At 62.3% G+C, this 13962-nt stretch carries 16 protein-coding genes; 15 read left to right on the top strand and 1 reads right to left on the bottom strand.

The features are described from left to right. Positions 1-61: 61 nt before the first annotated feature. Positions 62-826, top strand: coding sequence for a methyl-accepting chemotaxis protein (locus AB4N84_RS22945; RefSeq protein WP_425262193.1), 765 nt, complete (start codon positions 62-64; stop codon positions 824-826). Between the two features lie 171 nt (positions 827-997). Here the strand turns inward: AB4N84_RS22945 and AB4N84_RS22950 are convergent, their stop codons facing one another. Further along, entirely contained in the window at positions 998-1870 is an 873-nt protein-coding gene (locus AB4N84_RS22950) for an alpha/beta hydrolase (RefSeq protein ID WP_460043322.1), read from the bottom strand. Between the two features lie 393 nt (positions 1871-2263). On the opposite strand from AB4N84_RS22950, the gene phnC reads away from it, so the two are divergent. The 14 genes from phnC to AB4N84_RS23020 all read left to right on the top strand — a co-directional run bounded on the left by phnC (position 2264) and on the right by AB4N84_RS23020 (position 13945). Next, positions 2264-3097 carry a phosphonate ABC transporter ATP-binding protein gene (phnC, locus tag AB4N84_RS22955; RefSeq protein WP_460043323.1) on the top strand — a complete coding sequence of 278 codons (834 nt, stop codon included), beginning with the start codon at positions 2264-2266 and terminating at the stop codon, positions 3095-3097. Between the two features lie 57 nt (positions 3098-3154). Next, on the top strand, positions 3155-4159 hold the full coding sequence (gene phnD / locus AB4N84_RS22960) for a phosphonate ABC transporter substrate-binding protein (RefSeq protein WP_460043324.1): 1005 nt from the start codon (positions 3155-3157) through the stop codon (positions 4157-4159). A 91-nt stretch (positions 4160-4250) separates the two neighbouring features. Beyond that, a complete protein-coding gene (phnE, locus tag AB4N84_RS22965) occupies positions 4251-5039 on the top strand; it encodes a phosphonate ABC transporter, permease protein PhnE (protein ID WP_074750243.1) in 789 nt (262 codons plus the stop codon). 96 nt (positions 5040-5135) lie between these two features. Next, positions 5136-5828: a phosphonate metabolism transcriptional regulator PhnF gene (phnF, locus tag AB4N84_RS22970; RefSeq protein WP_074750245.1), complete on the top strand. Its 693-nt coding sequence runs from the start codon at positions 5136-5138 to the stop codon at positions 5826-5828. A gap of 14 nt (positions 5829-5842) precedes the next feature. Further along, positions 5843-6310, top strand: a complete 468-nt coding sequence (phnG, locus tag AB4N84_RS22975; protein ID WP_460043325.1) for a phosphonate C-P lyase system protein PhnG — start codon at positions 5843-5845, stop codon at positions 6308-6310. Then, positions 6310-6915, top strand: a complete 606-nt coding sequence (gene phnH, locus AB4N84_RS22980) for a phosphonate C-P lyase system protein PhnH (protein ID WP_074749835.1) — start codon at positions 6310-6312, stop codon at positions 6913-6915. Before phnG ends, phnH begins: the two co-directional genes overlap by 1 nt. Then, positions 6915-7988, top strand: coding sequence for a carbon-phosphorus lyase complex subunit (locus AB4N84_RS22985; RefSeq protein WP_460043326.1), 1074 nt, complete (start codon positions 6915-6917; stop codon positions 7986-7988). The genes phnH and AB4N84_RS22985 overlap by 1 nt, the downstream gene beginning before the upstream one ends. After that, complete coding sequence (locus AB4N84_RS22990; RefSeq protein ID WP_460043327.1) at positions 7985-8872, top strand: alpha-D-ribose 1-methylphosphonate 5-phosphate C-P-lyase PhnJ; 888 nt, start codon at positions 7985-7987, stop codon at positions 8870-8872. The genes AB4N84_RS22985 and AB4N84_RS22990 overlap by 4 nt, the downstream gene beginning before the upstream one ends. Continuing rightward, entirely contained in the window at positions 8869-9684 is an 816-nt protein-coding gene (gene phnK / locus AB4N84_RS22995) for a phosphonate C-P lyase system protein PhnK (RefSeq protein WP_460043328.1), read from the top strand. Before AB4N84_RS22990 ends, phnK begins: the two co-directional genes overlap by 4 nt. Positions 9685-9717: 33 nt before the next feature. Then, complete coding sequence (phnL, locus tag AB4N84_RS23000; RefSeq protein ID WP_460043330.1) at positions 9718-10434, top strand: phosphonate C-P lyase system protein PhnL; 717 nt, start codon at positions 9718-9720, stop codon at positions 10432-10434. After that, complete coding sequence (locus AB4N84_RS23005; RefSeq protein ID WP_074749845.1) at positions 10428-11591, top strand: alpha-D-ribose 1-methylphosphonate 5-triphosphate diphosphatase; 1164 nt, start codon at positions 10428-10430, stop codon at positions 11589-11591. The genes phnL and AB4N84_RS23005 overlap by 7 nt, the downstream gene beginning before the upstream one ends. Beyond that, the gene (gene phnN / locus AB4N84_RS23010) at positions 11591-12157 is read left to right on the top strand and encodes a phosphonate metabolism protein/1,5-bisphosphokinase (PRPP-forming) PhnN (RefSeq protein ID WP_460043331.1); all 567 of its coding nucleotides are present in this window, start codon (positions 11591-11593) and stop codon (positions 12155-12157) included. Before AB4N84_RS23005 ends, phnN begins: the two co-directional genes overlap by 1 nt. Then, positions 12148-12897, top strand: coding sequence for a phosphonate metabolism protein PhnP (gene phnP, locus AB4N84_RS23015; protein ID WP_460043333.1), 750 nt, complete (start codon positions 12148-12150; stop codon positions 12895-12897). Before phnN ends, phnP begins: the two co-directional genes overlap by 10 nt. A gap of 226 nt (positions 12898-13123) precedes the next feature. Then, entirely contained in the window at positions 13124-13945 is an 822-nt protein-coding gene (locus tag AB4N84_RS23020; protein ID WP_460043334.1) for an alpha/beta fold hydrolase, read from the top strand. The last annotated feature ends 17 nt before the right edge of the window (positions 13946-13962 follow it).

Below are 13962 nucleotides of genomic sequence, written 5' to 3' on the forward strand. Positions count from 1 at the left end.
GTCCACCGCCGGTCAATTGGGTGAAGTGGCGGCACGCGTTGTGGGCGCTTCCAACTCGTCGATGAGCAATTCCGACCAGCAAGCCAGCCGCACCAGCAGCGTGGCCGCCGCGATCAATCAACTGGGTGCCGCAGCCCAGGAAATCGCTCAGAACGCCGCCATGGCGTCGCAGCATTCCAGCGAAGCCACGCAACTGGCCAGCGAGGGTCAGGGCGTTGTTACGCAGACGATCAAGGCGATGGATCAGCTGTCGGAAAAGATCAGCGAGTCGTGCCTGAACATCGAAACGCTGAACAACAAGACCGCCAACATCGGCCAGATTCTCGAGGTGATCACCGGCATTTCGCAACAGACCAACTTGCTGGCGCTCAACGCGGCCATCGAAGCGGCGCGGGCGGGTGAGGCAGGTCGTGGTTTCGCCGTGGTCGCGGATGAAGTGCGCAACCTGGCGCACCGGACGCAGGATTCGGCCCAGCAGGTGCAGGGCATGATCGAAGAGCTGCAGGTGGGTGCTCGCGATGCCGTGGCGAACATGACTGAAAGCCAGCGCCGGAGCGAAAGCAGCGTGACCATCGCCAACCAGGCCGGTGAACGGTTGAACAGCGTGACACGCCGCATCGGTGAAATCGACGGCATGAACCAGTCGGTGGCCACCGCGACCGAAGAACAGACCGCGGTGGTCGAGTCGATCAACGTTGACATCACTGAGATCAACACCCTGAACCAGGAAGGCGTGGACAACCTGAAGTCGACGCTGGACGCCTGTACCCATCTTGAGCATCAGGCAGCGCGGTTGCAGCACCTGGTGGGGACGTTCAGGATCTGACAACACCGATTGCGGCGCAACGCACGCCTTTGTGGGAGAGAGTTCATTCGCGAAATGCCGTTGCATCCGCCGCGGATGTGTCGGCTGATGGATTGCATCGCGAATGAATTCGCTCCCACAGGTTTTGTCGTGAGCACGACTTATCGCTCAGAACCTCAGAACCTCAGAACCTCAAGGCCGCTCGGGCAATCCGGCTGCCCTGCGCAAACCCAGGTGCAACGCCGTGCTGAACATCTGCCCGTGGTTGCGGCCATTGTACTGCTCGTAGCTGGCCTCGGTGCCGGGCAGGGTGGCCAGGTGTTCTGCCAGCAGGCGATTGGCGTCGCTGGGCACTGCCTGCATCGCTTTCCTTCTTTCCGGCGAGCCGCCATCGAATTGTGCGATGGGCGGCTTGCCTTCTCTTTCGCCCCTGACCAGGCGCACGGTGCGTGTGGTCCCTTCGGGGAATTTTCCAAGCGCCATGCCATGGTCGAAGGTGATCGGCTGATACCACAGTGATGCACTGGCGGCGATCCAGGTCTGGAAAGCATCAGGCCGTTCCAGCAGCGCAGACAGCACGAACAGCCCGCCGAACGAGTGGCCCCATAGCGTTTGTCGGGTGACGTCGGTCGCGTAGCGCGCCTGTATCTGCGGTTTGATCGTTGACTCGATCAGTTCCAGAAACGCTTTAGACGTGGCCCCGGTGTAATCCCGGGTGCGCTGTTCGCCGTCGTAAGTGTCTTCGATGTCGTAGCCGATCATTACCAGCAGCGGCGGGGAGCCTGCGTCCAGCTCGCCCAGCCAGCTGTCCTGCAACTCGGCCAATACGTTATTGCCATCCAGTAGGTACATCACCGGATAGCCAATCGCTGGCGCAGGGTTACGAGGGATGCCGATGTCGAGGCGGTAATGTCGCTGGCCATCCGGAGAATCGATGGTCAGGCGTTCGAAGCGGTAATGGGCAGAGCCGGTTGCGGCCAAAGTGGGCTTCTCCTGATTGTCGGCGCTGGCCAGGAAGGGCAAGACGCTGAGCAGTACGACGGTGAGGGTTTGTTTCCAGTTCATTGATAGGTGCTCAGGTGCTGAATGTGTAGGAGCGTGGCTTGTCCCGCGATCGGCCGGGAACCGGTCGTAATGCCTGCTACGCGTTTTACCTGACCCACTGCATTTTTCTTCACGACTTCTGCGCAGTTGATCGCGGGACAAGCCACGTTCCTTTCGTTCGACTTGTCTAGCCAGCACCCCCGCAAGGCCGCTGTTTTCGGCAAACATGTCGACAAAAACCGCCAATTACCCCGCATCAAATGGTCAACGAACTGTTATCTCGCGTTCATGGACGGTTCATCGAACTGCCACACGCGCTCTCTAATGTCACTCGCACCGAACGCGGCCAGGGACGGGCTGAACGGTAGAACATTCACCTCGGCAGGACGCCGCAATCAAAGACAAGAGAAGCCCATGAACGCAGCCATCCATGTCGACCGCTTGAACAAGACATTTGCTCGCAAAACCGCTTTGGTTGACCTCGCATTGTCTATACAACCCGGAGAAATGGTCGCGCTGATCGGCGCTTCCGGTTCGGGAAAATCCACGCTGTTGCGCCATCTCGCAGGTCTGGCCTGCTGCGATCGCAGCAATGGCGGCAGTGTGCGGGTTCTGGGCCGTGAAGTGCAGGCCTCGGGCCGACTCAATGGCAAGGTACGCCGACTGCGCGCCGACATCGGCTACATCTTCCAGCAGTTCAACCTGGTCAACCGCCTGAGTGTGCTGGACAACGTCCTGCTCGGTTGTTTGGGCCGCATGCCGCGCTGGCGTGGCAGCCTGGGAATGTTCAATGCCGAGGAAAAAGCCCGTGCAATGGCTAACCTGGGCCGCGTGGGTCTGGCCGATCTGGCTCACCAGCGTGCTTCAACATTGTCCGGCGGTCAGCAGCAGCGCGTGGCGATTGCCCGGGCGCTGACCCAACAAGCCGAAGTCATCCTGGCGGACGAACCCATCGCATCGCTGGACCCGGAGTCCGCGCGCAAGGTCATGGAAATTCTTGCCGACATCAACCGTCAGGACGGCAAGACCGTCGTCGTCACCCTGCATCAGGTGGACTACGCCGTGCGCTATTGCCCGCGTGCCGTGGCCCTGAAGGGTGGCCGCATCCACTTCGACGGTAACGGTGCCGAGCTCAGCGGACCGTTCCTCAACGACCTGTATGGCGCCGACGCCGACGCCAGTCTGATGTTCGCAGACAAAGGGCGCAATCAAGGCCACCCGCCACAGCTGGCGCTGGCCCAGGCCTGACGACTGCGTCGCTTTAACCACTCACAACACACCACAACTACGTTCCAGGAGCTCTCCATGTTGAACCGTTTCGGTCGCGTGTTCGCGTCTGCCGCTGTGCTCGCCGGTTGCCTGATGGGCACCGCGCAGGCTGACGACAGCGCCATCAACTTCGGCATCATGTCCACCGAATCTTCGCAGAACCTGAAAAGCGTCTGGCAGCCGTTTCTCGACGACATGTCGAAGAAAACCGGTCTGAAAGTCAACGCCACCTTCGCCTCTGACTACGCCGGCTTGATCCAGGGCATGCGCTTCAACAAGGTCGACGTGGCCTGGCTGGGCAACAAGGCGGCGATGGAAGCCGTGGACCGTTCAGGCGGCGAAATCTTCGCCCAGACCGCTGCCGCCAACGGCGCGCCGGGTTACTGGAGCGTGATCATTGCGCGCAAGGACAGCCCGATCAATTCGGTCGAGGACATGCTCAAGCACGCCAAGGAACTGACCTTCGGCAACGGTGACCCGAACTCCACTTCGGGCTACCTCGTACCGGGTTACTACGTGTTCGCCAAGAACCACGTTGATGCGGCCACCGCTTTCAAACGCACGCTGAACTCAAGCCACGAAGTCAACGCGCTGAGCGTTGCCAAGGGCCAGCTGGATGTCGCGACGTTCAACACCGAAAGCTGGGACCGTCTGGAAGTCACGCAGCCGGACAAGGCCGCCATGCTCAAGGTGATCTGGAAGTCGCCGATCATCCCGGCCGACCCGATGGTCTGGCGCAAGGGCATGGCCGATGAGACCAAGAACAAGATCCGCGATTTCTTCGTCAATTATGGCGACACCGACGAAGAAAAAGCCGTGCTGAAGAACATGCAGATGGGCAAGTTCCTCAAGTCTTCGGACGACCAGTTGCTGACCATTCGCCAGCTTGAGCTGTTCAAGCAAAAGACCGAAACCACCGCCAGCACCACGCTTAGCGCCGACGAAAAGGCGAGCCGCCTGAAAGAGATCGACGCTGGCCTGACCAAACTGCAGGACCGCATTTCGGAACTGGAAAAACAGAACACCGCCAAGGCGGGTTGATGGTACGGACGCGGCGCTCAAGCTGAGCCTCACGGCAAGCGGGGCGCCGCGTCAGTCATTGCAGTTCATGCATTCGCAATCGGGAAATTTTATGACCACTCACGCTGCTTACGTTGAAGTCGCCGGCAAGCGCAGTTGGCCGCAATACCTGGGCTGGGGCCTGTTCCTCGCCATCATGGCCTGGGCCTGGCACGGCGCTGAAATGAACCCGCTGGCGCTGTACCGCGACTCCGGCAACATGGCGACGTTCGCCGCCGACTTCTTCCCGCCTGACTTCCATGAATGGCGCGCTTACCTCAAGGAAATGATCGTCACCGTGCACATCGCCCTCTGGGGCACGTTGCTCGCGATCGTCTGTTCGGTGCCGTTGGGCGTGCTGTGCGCCGACAACATCACCCCGTGGTGGATTCACCAACCGTTGCGTCGGGTCATGGACGCATTCCGCTCCATCAATGAAATGGTCTTCGCGATGTTGTTCGTCGTGGCCGTAGGCCTGGGCCCGTTCGCCGGTGTCCTGGCGTTGTGGATCAGCACCACCGGGGTGCTCGCCAAACTGTTCGCCGAGGCCGTGGAAGCCATCGATCCCGGCCCCGTCGAAGGTGTGCGTGCCACCGGTGCCAGTGCACTGCAGGAAGTGATCTTTGGGGTGATCCCGCAGGTGATGCCACTGTGGATTTCCTACGCCTTGTACCGCTTCGAATCCAACGTGCGCTCGGCCACGGTCGTCGGCATGGTCGGCGCGGGCGGGATCGGTGTGATCCTCTGGGAAAACATCCGCGCCTTCCAGTTCACCCAGACCTGTTCGGTGCTGTTGGTCATCATAGTGGTGGTCAGCGTGATCGACATCTTCTCCCAGCGCCTGCGCAAGCAGTTCATCTAATGCCAACGACAGGAGAGGGTGCGAACCCTTTTTTTAGCCATGCAGTTGTCTAGACAAGCCGAAGCCCTGCACCGTGAACCCCCGCAGCGGGAATCGATGAGCCGAGAACCGGTGTACCGCGAACTGGCGGACACCTTGCGCAGCGAATTGAACCGTTACATCGCAGGCGAATTCCTGCCCGCCGAAACGCAACTGGCGGCTCGCTTCGACGTCAACCGCCACACGGTGCGTCGGGCGATCGACGAGCTGGTCCGCGAAGGCAGCCTGCTGCGCCGTCAAGGCAAGGGCACTCAGGTGCTGGGCCGTCCGCTGGTGTACCCGGTGGCGGCGGAAAGCGCGTACAGCCAGTCGCTGTCGGCGCAGGGCCATGGCGTCGAAGCCATCCTGCTGCAACGCCGCCCGTGCGTTGCGACGCGTGAGGAAGCCGGGCACCTGGGCCTCGAAGAGCACGCGCCGCTGATCGAACTGCAAACCCTGCGTCGTCTCGACGGCCAGCCAGTGAGCCTGATTCGGCATCGTTATTGCGCCAGCCGCAGCGACCTGCTCGCAGACTACAAAAGCGGTTCGGTGCGCCAGTTTCTCGCGGCGCACGGCTTGCCGCTGACCCGCACGTTCAGCCTCATCGGCGCACGCCTGCCCAGCCGTGAGGAGGCCAGCGTGTTGCTGATGCCGCGCCACCTTCCGGCGCTGACCGTGCTCACCCTTTCCCGTGACGCGGACGGACACCCGGTGGAGATTGCCCATTCCACCAGCCGTTCCGACCGCTTCCAGTATCAGATCGTCACCTGATGGAGATGCCCTCGATGACTGCCACATCTGTTCCCGCTACCGCGCCTGAGCATGCTGCCCGTCAGCACTGGATCGGCGTGCTCTCGCGCACCCATCGCGCCGAGTTGCTGCCCCATGAAAACGCGCTGCGTGACGCCGAATACCAGCTGATTCGCGCGCCTGAAATCGGCATGACCCTGGTGCGTGGCCGCATGGGCGGCAGCGGCGCCCCGTTCAACGTCGGTGAAATGAGCGTGACGCGTTGTGTCGTGCGCCTGGCCGATGGCCGCACCGGTTACAGCTATCTGGCGGGGCGCGATAAGGCCCATGCCGAACTGGCCGCGTTGGCCGATGCGCATTTGCAAGGTGCACAGCAGGCTCACTGGATACGAGAGCTGATTGAACCGCTGGCCCAGGCGCAAGCCGCGCGCCGGTCCCGACAACAAGCCGAAACCGCAGCGACCAAAGTGGAGTTCTTCACGCTGGTCAGAGGAGAAAACTGATGAGTGCGACCCTTTTGCAGCCTGCTTTCGCCGACCCCGTGCTGGATGCCCAGCGCAGTTTTCGTGCCGCCCTCAAGGCCCTGGCAGGTCCCGGCGTCACGCAAAGCCTGCTGTCAGCGCAGACCCCGCCGCACCTCGAAGGCCTGGCATCGGCCAGCCACGCGTTGTGCCTCGCGCTGCTGGATATCGACACACCGCTGTGGCTGGCACCGAGGTTCGACACCCAGGCGATTCGCGCCAACCTGACCTTTCATTGTGGCTGCCCGATCGTCAGTGACCGGCAGAATGCGCGCTTTGCCCTGCTGGACGACAGCCAACTGCACGACCTCAGTGGCTTCGATCTGGGCAACGACCGTTATCCCGACCAGTCCTGCACGCTGCTGATTCAGCTGCCGAGTCTGCAGGGCGGGCGTCAGGTGGCCCTGCGCGGTCCCGGCATCGAAACCCGGAATCATGTGAGCCTGCCGTTGCAGGAAGCGTTCTGGGAAGAACGTGAAGCGCACAACGATTTCCCCCGTGGCATCGACGTGTTCTTCCTCGCGGGCAGCGAACTGATGGGCCTGCCGCGCAGCACCCAGGTCGCGTTCAAGAAAGGAGGTGCCTGATGTACGTTGCCGTCAAAGGTGGCGAGCAGGCCATCGACAATGCTCACAAGCTGCTGGCGAAGAAGCGCCGGGGCGACACCTCGGTGGCCGAGCTTGCCGTCGAGCAAATCCGTCAGCAACTGCCGCTGGCCGTCGCCCGGGTCATGACCGAAGGCTCGCTGTACGACGAAGAACTGGCCGCACTGGCGATCAAACAGGCGGCCGGCGATCTGGTCGAGGCGATCTTTCTGCTGCGCGCTTATCGCACCACGCTGCCGCGTTTCAGCGCGAGCCTGCCGATCGACACCTCTTCGATGCAGCTCAACCGTCGTCTGTCCGCGACCTTCAAGGACGTTCCGGGCGGGCAGTTGCTGGGGCCGACCTTCGACTACACCCACCGTCTGCTGGATTTCACCCTGCTGGCCGAAGGTGAATACCCGGGGCCGCAAGGCAAACCGGATGCCACTGTAGAGGCTTGCCCGCGGGTGCTGGGCCTGCTCGCCAAGGAAGGGCTGATCAAGGAAGAGGCCGACACCGGCGCGCCGGTCGCCGACATCACCCGCGAACCGCTGGAATACCCGGCCAGCCGTGCAGAGCGTTTGCAGGCCCTGGCCCGGGGCGACGAAGGCTTCCTGCTGGCACTGGGTTATTCGACGCAACGTGGCTACGGCCGCAACCACCCGTTTGCGGGCGAGATACGGGTCGGAGACGTCGAGGTCTGGATCGAGCCTGAAGAGTTGGGCTTCCCGATCGCCATCGGCGCCATCGAAGTCACCGAGTGCGAGATGGTCAACCAGTTCGTCGGTTCCGCCACCGAGCTGCCTCAATTCACGCGCGGCTATGGCCTGGCGTTCGGTCATGCCGAGCGCAAGGCGATGGGCATGGCGCTGGTGGACCGTTCGCTGCGCGCTGGCGAATACGCCGAGGAAATCATCTCACCGGCGCAGCAGGAAGAATTCGTGCTCGCGCACTGCGACAACGTCGAAGCTTCAGGTTTCGTCTCGCACCTGAAACTGCCGCACTACGTCGACTTCCAGGCCGAACTGGAACTGATCCGCAAACTGCGCAAGCCCTCCAAGGAGCAGGCCCAATGAATGCCGCTACGCAACCTCGGCCGCAGTCTCGCCCACAGCGCGACGAGGCTTACAACTTCGCGTATCTGGATGAGCAGACCAAACGCATGATCCGTCGCGGCCTGCTCAAAGCCGTGGCAATTCCCGGCTATCAAGTGCCGTTTGGCGGGCGTGAAATGCCGCTGCCTTACGGTTGGGGGACCGGCGGCATGCAACTGACCGCCGCGATCCTGGGTGCCGAAGACGTGCTCAAAGTCATCGATCAGGGCGCCGACGACACCACCAACGCCGTGTCGATCCGCCGCTTCTTCGCCCGCACCGCCGGCGTCGCAACCACCGAGCGCACGCCGGAGGCCACGATCATCCAGACCCGCCACCGCATCCCGGAGACGCCGCTGCACGCCGATCAGATCATGGTCTATCAGGTGCCGATCCCCGAGCCACTGCGTTTCATCGAGCCCTCGGAAACCGAAACCCGCACCATGCACGCGCTGAACGACTACGGCGTGATGCACGTAAAACTGTACGAAGACATCGCCACGTTCGGTCACATCGCGACGGCTTATGCCTACCCGGTGACCGTGGACGAGCGCTACGTGATGGACCCGTCGCCCATCCCCAAATTCGACAACCCGAAACTCGACATGAGCCCGGCGTTGATGCTGTTCGGTGCAGGCCGTGAAAAGCGTCTGTATGCGGTGCCGCCTTACACCCGCGTCACCAGCCTGGACTTCGAGGATCACCCGTTCGAGGTGCAGAAGTGGGAACACAACTGTGCCATCTGTGGCAGCCAGGACTCGTTCCTCGATGAGCTGATTCTCGACGATCAGGGCACCCAGAGCTTCGTCTGTTCGGACACCGACTACTGCGCGCAGCGGGTCAATGAGGGGAGGGAGGGCCAATGAACGCCGCTCAGAAGGTTTCTCAGGTGACGGTCGCGGATCGCACGCAACCGCTGCTCAAGGTCAATGGCCTGACCAAACTGTACGGATTGGAGAAGGGCTGTCAGGACGTCAGCTTCGAGCTGTACCCAGGCGAGGTGCTCGGCATTGTCGGTGAGTCCGGCTCGGGCAAATCTACGCTGCTTTCGCTGCTCAGCGGTCGCTGCCCCCCTGACCGTGGTGTCATCGATTACCGCACCACACAAGGCGCCTGGCTGGTCCTGTACAGCGCCAGTGAAGCCGAGCGCCGCACGTTGCTGCGCACCGAATGGGGCTTCGTCGAGCAGAACCCCCGTGACGGTCTGCGCATGGCGGTGTCGGCGGGCGCCAACATCGGTGAACGCCTGATGGCTCAGGGCGTGCGCAATTATCAGCAACTGCGTGCAGCCGGCCTCGACTGGCTCAATCAGGTGGAAATCGATCCGGCCCGTATCGACGACCTGCCCCGGACGTTCTCCGGCGGCATGCAACAGCGTCTGCAGATTGCCCGCAACCTGGTTTCCGGACCGCGTCTGGTGTTCATGGACGAGCCGACCGGTGGCCTCGATGTGTCGGTGCAAGCGCGGCTGCTCGATCTGATGCGCGGCCTGGTGCGTGAGCTGGACCTGGCCGTGGTGATCGTGACACACGACCTGGCGGTGGCCCGCCTGCTGGCCGACCGCTTGATGGTGATGCGCCGTTCTCACGTGGTGGAAACCGGTCTCACGGACCAGATCCTCGACGATCCGCAGCACCCGTATTCGCAACTGCTGGTGTCCTCGGTGCTGCAGCCCTGATTTGAATTCAGCCTTTGACTGTAAGGTGTCCCAATGAACACGCTGATCGAGGTCCGTGACCTCTCGAAAACCTTCACCCTGCATCAGCAGAACGGGGTGGTGTTGAACGTGTTGCGCGGTTTGAGTTTCGCGGTACGCAGCGGTGAGTGCCTGGTCTTGCACGGCCATTCCGGCGCCGGTAAAAGCACGCTGTTGCGCACGTTGTATGGCAATTATCTGCCCGCAGGCGGCAGCATCCGCGTGCAGCATCAGGGCCAATGGCTGGAGCTGGTGGGTGCCGAGCCGCGCGACGTGCTGGCGGTACGGCAACAGACGCTGGGTTACGTCAGCCAGTTTCTGCGGGTGATTCCCCGTGTCGCGACGCTGGATGTGGTGATGGAGCCCGCCTTGGCACGTGGCTGGAACCGTGAACAGGCCCAGGCCCGTGCCGAACACCTGCTGAGCCGTCTGAACATCCCGCAGCGCCTGTGGCAACTGGCGCCGGGGACCTTCTCCGGGGGCGAGCAACAACGGGTCAACATTGCACGGGGTTTCATGGTGCCGTGGCCCGTGATGCTGCTGGACGAACCCACGGCGTCGCTGGATGACAGCAATCGCCAGGTGGTGCTGGAGCTGATCAACGAAGCGAAAACTGCCGGTGCTGCCGTGACCGGCATTTTCCATGACCGTCTGGCTCGCGAGGCGGTGTCCGACCGCCATCTGGACATGACACCGCTCGACCTGACTGCGAAGGAGTTACTGCAATGCTGAACGAACAGATCCTGACGAATGCCAGAATCGTCACTGCCGATCAGGTGTTCACCGGCACCGTGGTCCTTCGCGACGGCCTGATCAGCGATGTTCAGACCGGCGTGAGCCATCTGCCTCAGGCACAGGACCTGGACGGCGATTACCTGCTGCCGGGGCTGGTTGAACTGCACACCGATAACCTGGAAAAACACCTGAGCCCGCGTCCGGGTGTGGACTGGCCGTCAGCCTCGGCGGTGATGAGCCATGACGCGCAGATCATCGCAGCGGGCATCACCACGGTGTTCGACGCGCTGTCCATCGGCGACGTCAACCCCAAGGGCAAGCGCATGCAGCAACTGCCCGGCATGGTCGAGGCCATCGCCCAGGCCAATGCCGCCGACATGACCCGTGCCGAACACCGCTTGCACCTGCGTTGCGAGGTTTGCCACCCGGACACCTTGAGCGTGTTCCGCGATCTGGTGGAGCAGCCCCTGGTGCAACTGGTTTCGACCATGGACCATTCGCCGGGTCAGCGTCAGTTTGCCCTTGAATCCAAGTACCGTGAGTACTACATGGGTAAGTACCACCTGAGCAGCGAACAGATGGATGAATTCATCGTCGAGCAAGTCGCCAACTCGAAGATCTACAGTGATCGGTACCGCCGCGCGATCGTCGACATTTGCCTGGAGCGCGGGCTGTCGGTCGCCAGCCACGACGACGCGACGGTCGAGCACGTCGAGGAGTCAGCCGGTTACGGCATGAGCATCGCCGAGTTCCCGACCACGCTGGACGCCGCGCAAGCGTGTCGTCGTCTGGGCATGAGCGTGCTGATGGGCGCGCCGAACATCGTCCGGGGCGGTTCGCACTCGGGCAATATTGCAGCGGCCACCCTTGCTAAAGAAGGGCTACTGGATATTCTCTCCAGCGATTACTATCCGGCCAGCCTGCTGCAGGCGGCCTTTGCGCTGGGTGCGCAACTGGACCACGAACAGCAGGCATCCGGAGCAGGGCTGGCCAAAGCCGTGACCACGGTCAGTCTGGCCCCGGCACGTTCGGCCGGTTTGCAGGATCGCGGCGAAATCCGCGTCGGGCTGCGTGCCGACCTGATCCATGCCCGCGCCGTGGGCACGCTGCCGGTGATCCGGCAGGTCTGGCGACAAGCGAAGAGGGTTTTTTGATGGCAGGCAGGTTGATCTATCTCATCGGACCGTCCGGTTCGGGCAAGGACAGCCTGCTGGATGCCGCGCGCGAACCGATGGCCGCACGCGGCTGCCGGATCGTGCGCCGGGTCATCACCCGTTCGGCGGAAGCCAAGGGCGAAGCGGCGCAGGCGGTCAGCGTCGAGCAGTTCAACCAGTTGCAGGCTGAAGGCGCTTTTGCCCTGGACTGGTTCGCCAACGGCCTGCACTACGGGATACCGAAAGAGATCGATCAATGGTTGGCGGACGGTCACGACGTGTTGATCAACGGCTCGCGCGGGCATCTGCCACAGGCCCGGGAGCGCTATCCGGATCTGCTGGTGGTGCTGCTGTCGGTTGATCAGGCGGTGCTTCGTCAACGGCTGCTGGCGCGAGGTCGGGAGTCGGCGGACGAGGTCGAAGAGCGATTGACGCGCAATGCGCAATTCGCCGACGACCTGCTCGCCGATGTTCCGTCAGTGATTGTGCTGGACAACTCCGGTGCGCTGGAACACACCGTCACCCGCTTGCTGCAACGAATCGATCGGGAGCACGCATGCGTTTGACCTTGTTGGGGACGGGGGATGCGCGGCAGGTGCCGGCATACGGATGTCAGTGCCCGGCCTGTCAGGCGGCCCATGCCGATACACGTCTGCGTCGACGACCCTGCTCGGCGCTGGTGGAGGTGGGTGATCAACGCTGGTTGATCGACAGCGGCCTGCCAGACCTCGCCGAGCGGTTCCCGCCGCGCAGCTTCAACGGCATCCTCCAGACCCATTACCACGCCGACCACGCCCAGGGCTTGTTGCATTTGCGCTGGGGGCAGGGGCTGGTGATTCCCGTGCATGGCCCGGCCGATCCGGAGGGGCTGTCGGACCTCTATAAACACCCGGGGATTCTGGATTTCAGCCAGCCGTTCTCGGCGTTTGAAACGCGCCTGTTTGGCGAGCTCAGCGTCACGGCCTTGCCGTTGTTGCATTCGAAACCGACCTTGGGCTATCTGCTGGAAGGCGGTGGGCGGCGGTTGGCGTACTTGACCGACACGGTGGGGTTGCCCGCCGACACCACGGCGTATCTGCAGCGCCAGGCACTGGACGCACTGGTCCTGGACTGCTCGATGCCGCCGCAACCGCAGGCGCCGCGCAATCACAATGATTTGAACCTGGCGTTGCAGATCATCGAGGCATTGAAGCCTGAGCGAACAGTCCTGACCCACGTCGGACACACGCTGGATGCATGGCTGATCCAGCATGCCGGGGAGCTTCCGGACGGTGTGCACGTGGCTCGAGACGGTATGGAGGTCTAGCGTCCATCGCGGCCGCATCTGACCGCAAGCAATTCCCTGTGTGCGAATTCATTCGCGAGAGGCCAGAACAGCCGAGACATAGTAGGCGCCTGCACCCCCATCGCGAATGAATTCGCTCCCCCAGGTCATCCGCACCAGGCTTGAAACAAGCACATAACTTCAAGTCACGTTCACAATCCCGGACTACGCTCAATCTTCCCTACACAGTTCCCGAGGATTGCGTCCCATGTCTATCTTGACCCTGAAAGACGGTACCGAGTTTTTTTACAAGGACTGGGGCACCGGCCAGCCAATCGTGTTCTCCCACGGCTGGCCACTGGACGGCGACGCCTGGGACGCACAGATGCTGTTCCTCGGTCAGAACGGTTACCGGGTCATTGCCCATGACCGTCGCGGCCATGGTCGTTCGGGGCAGACCTGGGACGGCAACGACATGGACACCTACGCCGATGACCTGGCGCAACTGTTCGAAGCGCTGGACCTGAAAGACGCAATCATGATCGGCCACTCCACCGGTGGCGGCGAAGTCGCACGCTACATCGGTCGCCACGGCACCTCGCGTGTGGCCAAAGCCGTCCTGATCGGCGCTGTTCCACCGATCATGCTGAAAACCGCGGCCAACCCTGAAGGCTTGCCGATGGACGTGTTCGACGGCATCCGCGCCGGCTTCACCGCCGACCGCTCGCAATTCTTCAAAGACCTCGCCGTGCCGTTCTTCGGCTTTAACCGCGACGGCGCGAAAACCTCCCAGGGCGCGATCGATTCGTTCTGGTCGATCGGCATGCTGGGCAGCGTCAAAGGCGAGTTCGACTGCATCAAGGCGTTCTCCGAAACCGACTTTACCGAAGACCTGAAAAAGATCGACGTCCCGACCCTGATCCTGCACGGCGACGACGACCAGATCGTGCCGATCGTCGCGTCTGGCTACAAGAGCCACGAACTGGTGAAGGGCTCGACCCTGCATGTGGTGAAAGGCGGGTCTCATGGCATGTGCAATGTGCAGCCAGAGGAGATCAACAAGATCCTGTTGGAATTCATCAAGGGTTAATGCGCTCCAGCCCTCGG

The sequence above is a fragment of the Pseudomonas sp. S2_H01 genome, from assembly GCF_054668305.1.

Excerpts from the sequence above, each read along its gene's own strand:
- phnD (WP_460043324.1), top strand. The coding sequence starts at position 3,155 with ATGTTGAACCGTTTCGGTCGCGTGTTCGCGTCTGCCGCTGTGCTCGCC.
- AB4N84_RS23020 (WP_460043334.1), top strand. The coding sequence starts at position 13,124 with ATGTCTATCTTGACCCTGAAAGACGGTACCGAGTTTTTTTACAAGGAC.
- phnH (WP_074749835.1), top strand. The coding sequence starts at position 6,310 with ATGAGTGCGACCCTTTTGCAGCCTGCTTTCGCCGACCCCGTGCTGGAT.
- phnC (WP_460043323.1), top strand. The coding sequence starts at position 2,264 with ATGAACGCAGCCATCCATGTCGACCGCTTGAACAAGACATTTGCTCGC.
- AB4N84_RS22990 (WP_460043327.1), top strand. The coding sequence starts at position 7,985 with ATGAATGCCGCTACGCAACCTCGGCCGCAGTCTCGCCCACAGCGCGAC.
- phnP (WP_460043333.1), top strand. The coding sequence starts at position 12,148 with ATGCGTTTGACCTTGTTGGGGACGGGGGATGCGCGGCAGGTGCCGGCA.
- phnE (WP_074750243.1), top strand. The coding sequence starts at position 4,251 with ATGACCACTCACGCTGCTTACGTTGAAGTCGCCGGCAAGCGCAGTTGG.
- phnL (WP_460043330.1), top strand. The coding sequence starts at position 9,718 with ATGAACACGCTGATCGAGGTCCGTGACCTCTCGAAAACCTTCACCCTG.
- phnN (WP_460043331.1), top strand. The coding sequence starts at position 11,591 with ATGGCAGGCAGGTTGATCTATCTCATCGGACCGTCCGGTTCGGGCAAG.
- AB4N84_RS22985 (WP_460043326.1), top strand. The coding sequence starts at position 6,915 with ATGTACGTTGCCGTCAAAGGTGGCGAGCAGGCCATCGACAATGCTCAC.
- AB4N84_RS22950 (WP_460043322.1), bottom strand. The coding sequence starts at position 1,870 with ATGAACTGGAAACAAACCCTCACCGTCGTACTGCTCAGCGTCTTGCCC.
- AB4N84_RS23005 (WP_074749845.1), top strand. The coding sequence starts at position 10,428 with ATGCTGAACGAACAGATCCTGACGAATGCCAGAATCGTCACTGCCGAT.
- phnF (WP_074750245.1), top strand. The coding sequence starts at position 5,136 with ATGAGCCGAGAACCGGTGTACCGCGAACTGGCGGACACCTTGCGCAGC.
- phnG (WP_460043325.1), top strand. The coding sequence starts at position 5,843 with ATGACTGCCACATCTGTTCCCGCTACCGCGCCTGAGCATGCTGCCCGT.
- phnK (WP_460043328.1), top strand. The coding sequence starts at position 8,869 with ATGAACGCCGCTCAGAAGGTTTCTCAGGTGACGGTCGCGGATCGCACG.
- AB4N84_RS22945 (WP_425262193.1), top strand. The coding sequence starts at position 62 with ATGAGCAATTCCGACCAGCAAGCCAGCCGCACCAGCAGCGTGGCCGCC.